At 45.7% G+C, this 12,067-nt stretch carries 15 protein-coding genes; 13 read left to right on the forward strand and 2 right to left on the reverse strand.

Annotated features, from left to right (window positions below; all coding sequences use genetic code 11):
• The first annotated feature begins 223 nt into the window (after positions 1 to 223).
• The 12 genes from JMF81_RS12490 to JMF81_RS12545 all read left to right on the forward strand — a co-directional run bounded on the left by JMF81_RS12490 (position 224) and on the right by JMF81_RS12545 (position 10,636).
• Positions 224 to 640: a winged helix-turn-helix domain-containing protein gene (locus tag JMF81_RS12490; protein WP_201311784.1), complete on the forward strand. Its 417-nt coding sequence runs from the start codon at positions 224 to 226 to the stop codon at positions 638 to 640.
• A gap of 129 nt (positions 641 to 769) precedes the next feature.
• Positions 770 to 1,447, forward strand: coding sequence for a response regulator transcription factor (locus tag JMF81_RS12495; RefSeq protein ID WP_201311785.1), 678 nt, complete (start codon positions 770 to 772; stop codon positions 1,445 to 1,447).
• Complete coding sequence (locus JMF81_RS12500) at positions 1,428 to 2,798, forward strand: sensor histidine kinase (RefSeq protein WP_201311786.1); 1,371 nt, start codon at positions 1,428 to 1,430, stop codon at positions 2,796 to 2,798. Before JMF81_RS12495 ends, JMF81_RS12500 begins: the two co-directional genes overlap by 20 nt.
• 98 nt (positions 2,799 to 2,896) lie before the next feature.
• Positions 2,897 to 3,793 carry a M23 family metallopeptidase gene (locus JMF81_RS12505; RefSeq protein WP_087317331.1) on the forward strand — a complete coding sequence of 299 codons (897 nt, stop codon included), beginning with the start codon at positions 2,897 to 2,899 and terminating at the stop codon, positions 3,791 to 3,793.
• Between the two features lie 208 nt (positions 3,794 to 4,001).
• Complete coding sequence (locus JMF81_RS12510) at positions 4,002 to 4,400, forward strand: helix-turn-helix domain-containing protein (RefSeq protein ID WP_201311787.1); 399 nt, start codon at positions 4,002 to 4,004, stop codon at positions 4,398 to 4,400.
• 265 nt (positions 4,401 to 4,665) lie between these two features.
• A complete protein-coding gene (locus tag JMF81_RS12515; protein ID WP_201311788.1) occupies positions 4,666 to 6,003 on the forward strand; it encodes an ABC transporter permease in 1,338 nt (445 codons plus the stop codon).
• A gap of 15 nt (positions 6,004 to 6,018) precedes the next feature.
• Positions 6,019 to 7,293 carry an ABC transporter permease gene (locus JMF81_RS12520; protein ID WP_201311789.1) on the forward strand — a complete coding sequence of 425 codons (1,275 nt, stop codon included), beginning with the start codon at positions 6,019 to 6,021 and terminating at the stop codon, positions 7,291 to 7,293.
• Positions 7,294 to 7,305: 12 nt separating this feature from the next.
• Positions 7,306 to 8,559 (forward strand): ABC transporter permease, encoded by a 1,254-nt coding sequence (locus tag JMF81_RS12525; protein ID WP_201311790.1) that lies wholly within the window; start codon positions 7,306 to 7,308, stop codon positions 8,557 to 8,559.
• Between the two features lie 29 nt (positions 8,560 to 8,588).
• On the forward strand, positions 8,589 to 9,266 hold the full coding sequence (locus tag JMF81_RS12530; protein ID WP_087162298.1) for an ABC transporter ATP-binding protein: 678 nt from the start codon (positions 8,589 to 8,591) through the stop codon (positions 9,264 to 9,266).
• A complete protein-coding gene (locus JMF81_RS12535) occupies positions 9,266 to 9,679 on the forward strand; it encodes a hypothetical protein (RefSeq protein ID WP_201311791.1) in 414 nt (137 codons plus the stop codon). The genes JMF81_RS12530 and JMF81_RS12535 overlap by 1 nt, the downstream gene beginning before the upstream one ends.
• A gap of 29 nt (positions 9,680 to 9,708) precedes the next feature.
• Positions 9,709 to 10,233, forward strand: a complete 525-nt coding sequence (locus JMF81_RS12540) for a hypothetical protein (protein ID WP_201311792.1) — start codon at positions 9,709 to 9,711, stop codon at positions 10,231 to 10,233.
• Entirely contained in the window at positions 10,226 to 10,636 is a 411-nt protein-coding gene (locus JMF81_RS12545; RefSeq protein ID WP_201311793.1) for a winged helix-turn-helix domain-containing protein, read from the forward strand. Before JMF81_RS12540 ends, JMF81_RS12545 begins: the two co-directional genes overlap by 8 nt.
• A gap of 74 nt (positions 10,637 to 10,710) precedes the next feature.
• Here JMF81_RS12545 and JMF81_RS12550 read toward each other — a convergent pair whose 3' ends face one another.
• Together JMF81_RS12550 and JMF81_RS12555 are read right to left on the reverse strand one after the other, a co-directional pair.
• Entirely contained in the window at positions 10,711 to 11,025 is a 315-nt protein-coding gene (locus JMF81_RS12550) for a type II toxin-antitoxin system RelE/ParE family toxin (RefSeq protein WP_087202351.1), read from the reverse strand.
• A complete protein-coding gene (locus JMF81_RS12555; protein ID WP_015573205.1) occupies positions 11,006 to 11,278 on the reverse strand; it encodes a type II toxin-antitoxin system Phd/YefM family antitoxin in 273 nt (90 codons plus the stop codon). The genes JMF81_RS12550 and JMF81_RS12555 overlap by 20 nt, the downstream gene beginning before the upstream one ends.
• Positions 11,279 to 11,514: 236 nt before the next feature.
• On the opposite strand from JMF81_RS12555, the gene JMF81_RS12560 reads away from it, so the two are divergent.
• Positions 11,515 to 12,030: a helix-turn-helix domain-containing protein gene (locus JMF81_RS12560; RefSeq protein WP_201311794.1), complete on the forward strand. Its 516-nt coding sequence runs from the start codon at positions 11,515 to 11,517 to the stop codon at positions 12,028 to 12,030.
• The last annotated feature ends 37 nt before the right edge of the window (positions 12,031 to 12,067 follow it).

A 12,067-nucleotide genomic window follows, 5' to 3' on the forward strand; every position in this document is an offset into this window, starting at 1 on the left:
GTATTTTGAATTATATCAATCTAATAGTAACAGGGATCCTAACTCGACAGAAAGAATTGGCGATGCTCAATGCCATTGGTATTCCGCTGATTTTTTACAAAAGTATCTGTAAAAAAAGTACTGTAGAATGGCTTCGTGTTGAATAAATACAATAGTTAATACAAATGAAAGTGAGTCAGGTGTTACTTTTCTATAGTATCTTCATTGGAAAAGGATGTATAGAATGGAGCAAATTGAAATCATCCTCCGCACCACGGATCCGGCTGGAAAAGTGACAGAGCAGCTCCTGGCAAGATTCGATACAGAGAAGCCAGCGACAGAGAGTGATGAGGTTCTTCAGTATTCCGGTCTTTGTATTGATCCTGTCCAACATCAGGTTTCTTATCAGGGGAAGGTACTTCCGCTTACGGAAACGTATGAATTTCAGACGTTTGTTTATCTCGCCAGTCAGCCAGGAAGAGTTTTCACGAAAGAGCAGATCTACCAGGCTGTCTGGAAGGAGGAACCTGTGGATGTAAGCAGTGCTGTGTTCTGTATCATCAGGAATATCCGCCAGAAGCTGCGGGAGGTAACAACAAAAGAATATATCCAGACTGTGTGGGGAGTCGGATACAAATTTGTGGATGTCCCAGGGGAGTAATCTCCTGGGATTTTTCCGTAGAAAATGGAAAACTATGAAAAGTTTAAAATCCGTATGAAAAATCGGGGAACTCCACCAAAACTCCATCTTTGTATGATACACTGTTGTCCAAATAGCGGAGGTGCTGTTATGGCAAAGACAATTTTGATTATAGAAGATGAAATCGCTATCCAGAACATTGTCCGTGCGTTCCTGGAGGATGAAGGATATACAGTATATAGTGCCGGTGACGGTCTGGAAGGGATTGAGACATTCCGGAGATGCAATCCGGACCTGGTGCTGCTGGATCTGATGCTGCCGAAGATTGACGGATTTGCAGTCTGCGAGATCCTGCGGAAAGAAAGCCGGACGCCGATCATCATGCTGACGGCACGGGATGATGACGCCAGCCAGATGAAGGGATTTGATGTCCTTGCGGATGATTATATCATCAAGCCCTTTTCCATGCCTCTTGTCCTGCGCCGGATTGAGGCGGTGCTGCGGCGGACGGAACAGGGAAACGAGGAGGAACCATCTGTGATCCGGTATAAAGAGATCACACTGGATGGGGAAAATTATGAGGTGCTGGTAGGAACGGATGAGGTATCCCTTACCAGCCGGGAGTTTGAAATCCTGAAGCTGCTTTTGGAAAATCCGGGAAAAGTGTTTTCCAGGGAGAGTCTTCTGGACAGCGTGTGGGGATATGAGTATTATGGCGATCAGAAGATCGTGAATACGCATATCAAGAATATCCGTAAGAAACTGGGCGTGGATTATATCGAGACAATCAGAGGAGTGGGATATAAAATTGAAAAAGAAAATCAGTGAAAGTATCCAGGCGAAGACCTTTCTGAGTATGCTGGCATTGCTGCTGGCCTGCTGTGTCATCATTTATGCTGTGGTAATGGTCTTCCTGCCGAAAAATTACCAGACGGAACTGGAAAGCCAGGCAACTTCCGACTTCTACAGGCTGATGGAGACTCTGGAACGGAGTGGCTGGGAAGCAGGCTCGGAGGAGATCCTGGCATTTTCCATGAAAAATAATGCTACGGTGCGGATCACCGACACGGATGGAAGCGATGTGTTCTCTGTAAATTATGCAGATCCGGAAAATTGGGAAGAGACAGACAGAACCATGACCTGTTCTGCTACCTTTCAGGAAGGATGGCAGACGTACCAGGTTTCTGCTGATATTTCCCTTGTTGCGGTATCCCAGTCCTATGAAATCCTTTTAAAACTCATCCCGCTGATTGCGGTGGTGATCCTGCTGATTTCTGTTCTTGCGGCGCTGGTCTGCTCCAGATATTTCTCCAGGCCACTGATCCATATCTGCAGTGTGGCAAAGCGGATGACCAGCCTGGATATGACCTGGAAGTGCGAGGTAAAGCAAAGGGATGAGATCGGTGTTCTTGCGGACAGCTTAAATGAGATGTCGGAGCGCCTGAACAATGCACTTGTCAGCCTTCAGGACGCAAACGAGCAGCTGCAGAAAGATATTGAACGGGAGCGTGAACAGGAAAAACAGAGGATTGACTTCTTTACCGCTGTTTCCCATGAACTGAAGACGCCCATAGCCATTATCAAGGGGGAACTGGAGGGAATGATCTACCAGGTTGGGGAATACAAAGACCGGGATACTTACCTGCGGCACTGTATGAAAACCGTCAATGACATGGAGCGGATCGTTAAAGACATCCTATCCGCAGCCAGGATGGGCGGCAGCGATTTCAAGTTGGAACGCACGGACCTGGATATCAGCCGGATGCTGCAGAAAGCCTGTCGCAAAGTCATGGGACGGATAGAGGATAAGGAAATGGAGCTGCGCCAGGATATCCAGCCGGATTTTCATTATGAGGGAGACGCACGGCTTATGGAAAAGGTGTTCGCCAATGTGCTGGATAATGCGGTTGCCTATTCGCCCCGTGGAGCCGTAGTCACTGTGACCTTGCAGGATGGCGTTCTGTCTGTGGAGAACAGCGGGATACACATTGAACAGGAGGATTTAGAGCAGCTCTTTACACCATTCTACCGGGTGGACAAATCCCGGAACCGGAACAGCGGGGGAAGCGGTCTGGGGCTGTATATCACAAAAACGATCCTGGACCACCACGGGATTTCCTATAGTATGGAGAACACGGAAAATGGCGTGCGGTTTACAGCGCTTTTCAGATTGTTATAGTATGACCGGTCATGATATAATCAAGAAAATCAGTAGCTGAAGTGTGCAGCAAATAAAAGAAACTCTTGATTATTCTGAAAATTGTTAAGGGATTTTATATGCAAAAAAATAAGATTGGCATAGAAACTGTCGTTAAAATCATAAAAAAACTATATTGGTTAGGCTTGATTGGTATTGCCGGAAGTGTTTTTGATATTCCAATTCTGGAATTATTCTATTTATTTTTTCTGCTTGCCATAATAGATTTTATTTTGTCATTGATTATTGTTTTACGAACAGAAAGTACAGATGAAACGATAAATGAATTAAAATTTTTATTACAGAACTTAGGTATGCTGATTGGAATACCGTTCATTTATATACGAAATATGTTTCGATTACCTAATGTAGATACTTATATGCCGGAGGTTCATTATAGTCTTCCCTTTTTAGAATGTTGGACTGTCGCTAATGGCGGGAATAATAAAGAAACCTCACATTCATGGAGTATTTGCAATCAGAGGTATGCTTATGACTTCTATATCCAAAAGAATGGTTCAACCTTTTCAGGCAATGGAAAAAATGTGACAGATTATTTTTGTTACGGGAAAACTGTCTTAGCAGCTGCGGATGGCATTGTCATAGAAATAAAAAATCTTTTTGAAGATACACCAATTCCTGAGAAAGAGGAGGTTGACTGCCATGCTTCTGATGTGCGGGGGAATTATATAATCATTCAACATTCAGAGCATGAATACAGCACCATAGCTCATATAAAAAAGGACAGCTTTTGTGTGAAAGTAGGAGATAAAGTTTATCGAGGACAGCAGATAGCTCGTTGCGGTAATAGCGGAAATACAAGTGAACCACATATACATTTCCAAGTACAGCAAGGGAAAAGTTTTCTTTTATCAGCCAGTCTACCGATATGGTTTGAGAAAATTAGAAATCACAGCATATCTCATAATAGTCCTCATATTAGCAGAGGAGATATTGTGGAAAATCAAAATAAATAGAATGTCAGTTTTTCAGTTGTTATGATAGTTTGGTTACAACAAACCGACAGTTTACATCTGGATGTGTTGGGTGCTTTAATGGGTTTACAAATCAGATAAAAACCTTATGGTAAGCGCAGTTGACAAATTGCCAACAGTTATTGCTTGCCCTTATACAGCTTCTCAATATATAATTTGGACACCGAACACAAGGAGGATTTTTGAAGAAATGAAATTCAATGAAAAACTTTTATCTATCAGAAAGAAGAAGGGGCTGTCTCAAGAACAGTTAGGTATGGAACTCCAAGTTTCGAGGCAGACCATTTCCAAATGGGAAGCAGGTCAATCTTATCCGGATTTCCAACGGCTCGTCATGCTAAGTGACTATTTCGATATGACATTAGATGAATTAGTGAAAGATATAGATGTTCAGGATGTCAGAGAGAAAAGTTTTACCGATGAGAAAGTGAACTCTATTTATTTAGATGTAGAGAACGGCAAAGCAAAAGTTAAGAAATTAGTAAAAATATCATGTTATATCATTCTCCTTATAGGAGTCTTTGTTGTTGCAGGCTTCATTCTGCATTTGCTATTTCCTGATATAGAATGGCTTTGGCAAAGAATGTAGGTATGATTCTGGAACAGGTAATTTATAAGTTGGCAAGCGAGAAAATCTGAGATTGGAGAAGGTACAACTCTTATCCAGTCAGTATTATCCTATACATAATAGTCTGGAGGTCTTCCTTTGCGAAAACCTCCAGTTTTTTCTTTTAGAAACAACTCCACCAAAAGAACATCTCAACTCCACCTGAACTCCACCTTCCTTATGTATCCTTAGAATGTTCACTTACACATGGACAACAGAACAACATAAGAAATGAGGTGAAAGAAAAATGAATTTGTGTAAACGGGCTTTCCTCTATTCCATACGGAAGAAAGGAAAGACTCTTACGCTGCTTGCGTTCCTTCTGGTCATGGCCACGCTGATGCTGACCTGTTTTTCCATCCAGTCTGCCACAGAAACGGCCAATGCCAATATTAAAAAGGCTCTTCTAGGATATTTCACAATCAATGGAAAACAGCTGGAGGGCGGGATCACAGAGGAGGTACGGGAGCAGATCCTGGGGATTGACGGACTGAGCGGCAGGTACACGCTCCGTTCTTACTCCTACGCTGAATATTGTGATGCAGAGGGGAATCCTCTTGAAATCAACACAGAAGAGGCTGCCCAAATACCGGAAGGCTATGAACACGCTGGAAAGATTGTGGCAAATTCAAACTCACAGGATGACAGCTACTTTACGGAAGGCGGGTTTGAACTGACACAGGGCGAACCGATTACCACGGAAGGCGGAAACCAGGTGCTGATCCATGAGAAATTTGCACAGAGAAACGGGCTGAGTGTAGGGGATACGATGCTGCTGAAGGATGTGGAGGGGAAGAATCGTACCATTCCGGTAACGGTGGCAGGGATCTTTACCAACACCAAAGAACAAGACTCTATCGGCATTGCACCGTCCTATGACCTCTACGACAATATTGTATTTACAGACCTGTCCACAGCCGCCAGCCTGCTCTATGGAACAGAAGACGGAGCAAGTGTACAGTATGGGGATTTTTATGTGGATGATCCGGATGAGCTTGAGCGCATTATGGATGAGGTAAAGGAAATTCCAGGCGTAGCATGGGAGGATTGTACGCTCACACGCTATGACAATGACTACCAGAACGCAAAGGAGTCCCTTGAAGGGCTGCAGAATATCGTGTTTATCGCCATTGCGGTGGTATCTGTGATCTGTTTCCTGGTGCTGGCACTATTCCTGACGCTGCGGCTGAGGGGACGCATCCATGAAACCGGTATCTATCTGGCGATGGGAATCTCAAAAGGCTCGGTTTTGTTGCAGTATCTGCTGGAGGTGGTTCTTGTGGCGGCCATCGCCCTTGTAATCTCCTTTGGCACCAGCACCGTCATTTCCCACCAGATCGGGAGCAGCCTGCTCTCACAGGTAACAAGCGAAACCTATGAAACGGTCGATCTGACAGGGGAACATGAAACTGCGGGAGAACCCGCCGAGGATTTGAACCTTGCCGAGATTGAGGTGGCTGTTTCAGGAGAAGATTACGCTATGGTGTGGGCTTTTGGCATGGCACTTTGTGTGGCCTCTACTGCACTGGCGGCCTATCCCATTATGAAGATGAAACCCAAGAGTATCTTGTCGCAGATGAGTTAAGGAGGTGCAGGCGATATGAACTTAGGATTACGGGCGCTTTTATACACGGCCCGGAAATGGAAAAAGACGCTGTTGGTATTCTGCCTGATTTTATCAATCAGTACCCTGGTATTGTCAGGGCTTGCTATTGCAGACGCACAGGAAGAGCAGACAGAGGAAGTCCGGGGAACCACCGGAGCCAGCTTTACCGTCCAGAGGGATATATCTACAGGGGGCTGGTCAAGCGGAAGCGGCGGTTCTTACAGCACACAGGAATTTATGACCGAGGACATGATCCGGGAGATTGCCTCGGTGGACGGCATCCAGGGATATGACGCTTCCCTGATTACATTGCCACAGATCTTTAATGCCGACGGGGAATCTCTGGAACACGAAAATTACGGTTTTTATAACTATGGTTCCTACAACTCACAGTATCATGAGTTGTTCTTGTCCGGGCGGTTTGAACTGGTGGAAGGAACCCATATCACAGATGACATGTCAAATGGCATCATGATCAGCAAAGAGCTGGCGGAGTGGAATGGATTGAAGGTTGGAGATACACTGACTGGAATCTATTACCCGGAGAACAACACGCCTGCAGTGGATATGGAAATCGTAGGCATCTTTGATGTGGTGGCTGATAAAGAGGACCAAGTGAATATGTATGATGACTCCTCTTATTACGATTATTCCAGCTATGTATTCTGTAGCATGGAGGCTGCGGAAGGATTAATAAAGGGCTGGGGAGAGGACGGTGATGGGATTTCCGAAGCCTATTTCTATGTTGCGGATGCCGCCCAGTTAGATAATGTGATCAAAGATGTGCAGAACATATCCTCAATTAACTGGAATAACTATGCCATCACGTCCAATGATGAAGTATACCAGAACATTTCCAGCGCTCTCTCTGACACAGGCACCTTAATCACCACGCTGATCATCGTGATTACAGTTGTAAGTATGGTGTTGATCACGCTTATCCTTTTCATGTCTGTCAGAAGCCGTAAAAGAGAGACTGGAATTTTATTGGCAGTGGGAATTGCAAAACCGGCAGTCGTTCTGCAGTACCTGCTGGAAACATTGCTGATCGCTGTACCAGCCTTCCCTCTGGCTTATATATGCAGTCGGCAGGTTGCGGGTGCCCTGGGAACACTGTTTGGGAAAACGGCAGAAAATGTGATTGTCACGCCAGAGCATTTTATGTTGGTGACTATTGCAGGGTGTATCCTGCTGATCATGGCAGTGCTGCTGTCTGGGATTCCGGCGATGCGTTTGAAACCGAGACAGATCTTATCACAGATGGAGTAAAGGAGGCGCAGGATGAATTTAGGAATACGGGCATTTTTATATACAGCTCGGAAATGGAAAAAGACGTTGCTGCTTTTCTGCCTGCTTCTCTTTATTACGACGTTGGTGTTGTCGGGGCTGGCGATTGCAGATGCACAGGAGGAGCAGTCGGAGGAGCTGCGAGGCGTGACAGGTGCCAGTTTTACTGTCAATGCCAACAATGGCTATACCTTACAGCCTGTCACGGACGAGATGATTCAGGAGATTGCTGCGATTGACGGTGTGGAAGCCTATAACACTTCCCATTGGACAATCGTAAATCTCTATCATCAAGATACTTTGATGAAAGGGACAGATGAACGAGAATATGTAGCAGACCTCTTTTATGGAACGGGTTGCTTTGATTCGGAGTATTCTCCGCTGTTTCTTAGTGGAGCCCTGCGTCTGACAGAAGGCCGCCATGTGACGGATGGCAATGGTGGAATCATTTTGTACGAAGGGCTTGCTGATAAATATGGACTGTCTATTGGCGATACGCTGGAAGTAAAAAATGGAAATCCGGATGATCCTCTGGTAGAGTGCCAGATTGCGGGTTTGTTTGAGGTCATTGCGGATGATAATGACGAACAGGCAACGATGGCAAGGCCCTCGACCTTTTATGATTATGAGGAATATATCTTTGTGGATATGGATACCATGTCCGCTATCTCTGCACCCTATACGGCAAGCGAAGGGAATGGGATTACATCCGTAGATTTCTTCGTTTCCGATGCGGCGAAGCTGGAGGGCATTGTTCAGGAAGTCCAGAACAGCACTTCCATCGACTGGAACTCCTACTACATCACGGTGAACAACGAAGTATATGAGCGTATTTCCAGCTCTCTCTCGGATACCAGCACTTTGGTTACAACACTGATTGTAATGATTACCGTGGTAAGCATGGTACTGATCATCCTGATCCTTTCCATGTCTATCCGAAGCCGCAAACGGGAAATCGGGATCCTGCTGGCAGTGGGGATTGAAAAGTACGCAGTCCTATTGCAGCAAATGCTGGAAATCTGCCTGGTTGCTATCGTGGCATTTCCACTGGCATATCTGGCAAGCCGGGAAATGGCGGGGACGCTAGGAACACTGTTTGGAAAGACGGCAGAGAACGTCATTGTTACGCCCCAGCATTTTATTCTGGTCGGAGCTGCCGGAGCGGGATTGCTTATCATAGCGGTGCTGGTGTCGTGTATCCCGGTCATGCGGATGAAACCGAAAGCCATTTTGTCACAGATGGAGTAAAGAAATAGATAAGAAACGAGGTAAACAGTATGAGTATCATGGAAGTAAAAAACGTAGGGTATACCTATGACAACCGAAGAAAAGTATTACGTGGCATAAATGTCCAGATGGAACAGGGAAAACTCTATGCAATCCTTGGCCCGTCCGGCTGTGGGAAGACTACACTCCTATCTCTGATCGGCGGCCTGGACAGCCCGACCAGCGGGCAGATCTTATTCGAGGACCAGGATATTGCGAAGACAGGGCTTTCTGACCACCGGAAGAATCATGTGTCTTTCATTTTCCAGGCATACAACCTGATCGACTATCTGAATCCAAAGGAGAATGTAGCGCTTACCTCTAAGCTGCCGCCGCTTCCTATCCTGGAGCGGCTGGGGCTGACAAAAGAAGAGGCAAAGCGCAACGTGCTGAAGCTCTCCGGCGGCCAGCAGCAGCGTGTGGCTATCGCAAGGGCTCTGGCCAGTGAGGCGCCGGTCATCCTTGCCGATGAGCCTACCGGAAATCTGGATGAGGATACGGCACGGGATATTACGGAGATCCTCAAAGAAAGCGCCCACAAGATGAATAAGTGTGTGGTCGTAGTTACACACTCGAATGAGCTGGCGAAGCAGGCAGATGTGATATGCAGGCTGAAACGGGGAGAACTCCAGGTTCTGGACCGGATATCGGACACACCGAAGGCACGGAATGGAAGGAGGGGAAGGTAATGAGACGGATTTCATCCCCTGGATCCATCCATAAGGGAAAAATGCTTTCTGCAGTGTTTTACATCCTCGCACTGATCCTGCTAGTTACAGCGGTATCGGCATTGGCCGCCTGCCACAAGAATATTTCCCTGCAGTTGGAGCAGGGCGTTCCCGTAGCCGGAAATGAACTGGCAATCGTGAATCTTTATTTATCCAGTTGTGTGCAGTATTTTGCGCTTTCAGCAATCCTGATCTTTTGCGGATATGTGCTTCCGAGAGTTGCTGCGCAAAAGCTGGATTTACAGCCGGAAGCATCGTCTCCCATGCTTAACGGGCCAATAGAGGCTGTGTCTGAAGAAGTAGACGGCTCCAGGCAGGAAACGGAAGATACTGATTTTGAGGAATGGGGATTTAAAGAAAGGGAGCCGGAATGATCCATGCAGGCAGGAGGAGGGGATAAACAATGAAGACTGAGAAAGATGGCAGGAAAGTAGAGAAAAGTTATCTAATCGAAAACTGGCTTACATTAAATAAGACGCCTTTTTCCCAGTGGAAAACAGAGACGCAGCATAAGAATCTCCTGTTGATGTGCCTAGAGATCTTTGAGGAAATGGAAACAGAGCTTCGCAAAGAAAAGATTCCCGTAAAAATGGATTTTCGGGAAATCGCAGAGGATAAAGAGATTTTGTGTACCTGCCAGGTACAGGCAGCCATCTGTGCGCTTTTCTATGTATTGGTATGCGAGATACATCCGGTACAGGTCCTTTTCTCAGGAAAAGACCAAACACTGTCCTTCACAGCAACAGACGGTACAGGAGAAACGGAAAGAAAGGCAGACAGTGAAAGGCTGGGAACAAGCAGGTTGCTGGCGCTTCAGTATCTGCAATCTGTGGGATATGATGTGAAGATTTCCAGAAGCGGGAAAAAGGAGCTGATATCCGTAACATTTCAGGTAGCGGGAAAGGCGGTACGAAACAGGTATGATTGAGCTGGTACTTCGCACGACAGAAAGTTCCGGTCTGGTGAAGGAACAGATCCTGGCAAGGCTGGATGGAGGTCAGGCATTGCCGGATGCAGATCCAATTCTTGAGTATTCCGGACTCTGTATTGACTCACTCCGCCACCAGGTATCGTATCAGGGGCAAGAAATTTCTCTGACAGAGAATTACGAATTTCACACCCTGGCGTATCTTGCCAGTCAGCCAGGGAGAGTCTATACGAAAGAGCAGATCTATCGGGCAGTCTGGAAGGAGGAGCCTGTGGATGTAAGCAGCGCTGTATTCTGTATCATCAGGAATATCCGCCAGAAGCTGCGGGAGGTAACAACAAAAGAATATATTCAGACTGTGTGGGGAGTCGGATACAAGTTTGTGGATGTTCCAGGGGAATGAGTCCCTGAAAAAGGAGACTGTAAAGCCAAGTACCCCGGTCTGTCTCATGGAATGAGAAGATCGGGGTACTGATCTTAAAGTTGTTCTTTCCAATTCCGGCGGTTATACAAGATCCGTCGTACTTCCATAATGTTTCCAATCACCACATAGAAAACGGTGAAGTTCCGCACCTGGATGCGATAATATGGATATTGACGTTCTCTTGCCGAGTGAAAAGGCTCGAAGGATTCCGCACAGGGAAGCCTTTCTAAAATGGCTGCTTCCACATCGTCCACCAGTCGTTCTGCTGCAGCGGGATTTCTCAGCCGATAGGTAATATAGTCTACGATTTCATTGAGGTCATCTTCAAATAGAGGAAGAAACCGCAGGTCATAATGCTTTTCGTTCACGGATGCGCCTCCTCACCCGACCAAAAACCTCGTCGGCAGAATAGCGTGTATCAGAAAGGTCAGCGGCACGGTCCGCTTCATCCAGCGCCAGCTCCACATCATTCGTCAGTTCTTCGTATTGCTCCAGGCTGAGCAGAACCATAGAACCATAGCCGTTTTTGGTAAGAAAAACCGGTTCGCCTTTGGACAGGACATCTTCTTCAACTTCAGAAAAGCGATTGCGCAGATCTGAAACAGGCCGAATATTCAGCATAGTATCGCCTCCTTTATGGCGTTATTTTATCATAATTTTATCACAAAAGCAAGAAGCTTATTCGTTGTCTGCGATTCCTTTATCTTAAAGTGTAGCAGGAAGAATACTTATTTGGTATATTTAAGGTGTCAACAGATTAACATTCGTAGTAATAATGGAAATGTTAATTTGTGTTGCTTGTGGCAACGGTGCTTTTGATATTTAATAGTTGTATCAAAACAAAGGAGGCACAGGTTATGCTGAATGAAAATATTAAAAATCTACGAAAAGCAAAAGGATTATCGCAAGAAGAACTTGCCATAAAGCTGAATGTAGTAAGGCAGACGGTATCGAAATGGGAAAAAGGTCTATCGGTTCCTGACTCCAATCTGCTCATTTCGTTAGCAGACGAACTGGATACTTCAGTAAGTATACTCTTAGGCGAAACCGTACAGGAGCCTTGTGTGAATGAGTTGGATCTCAAGAGTCTTTCTGAGAAACTGGAAAGAATCAATCTTCAATTTGCCAAAAGAAGTGAGACGAGGATTCGGACGATCCGCTATCTGCTTTTTGCGTTGTGTGCGGTTATCATAGTTGTATTTCTTGCTTTTGCAGCTATGCAGAGCGAATATTTGAATTGGGATTACAATGATCCGGAGCTGGCAGTTGCAGGGACCATCCTGCATGGCGTTGAATTTTTGTTCGTAAGACTGGCGCCATTCGCCCTTATTGCTTCTATTATCGGGATTATCTTCACCTATAAAAAAAGATAGTTTATCACGCTAAAAAGTGTCCTGTACACCGGATTGA

Source organism: Anaerostipes butyraticus (assembly GCF_016586355.1).
GTDB classification, from domain to species: Bacteria; Bacillota; Clostridia; order Lachnospirales; family Lachnospiraceae; genus Anaerostipes; species Anaerostipes butyraticus.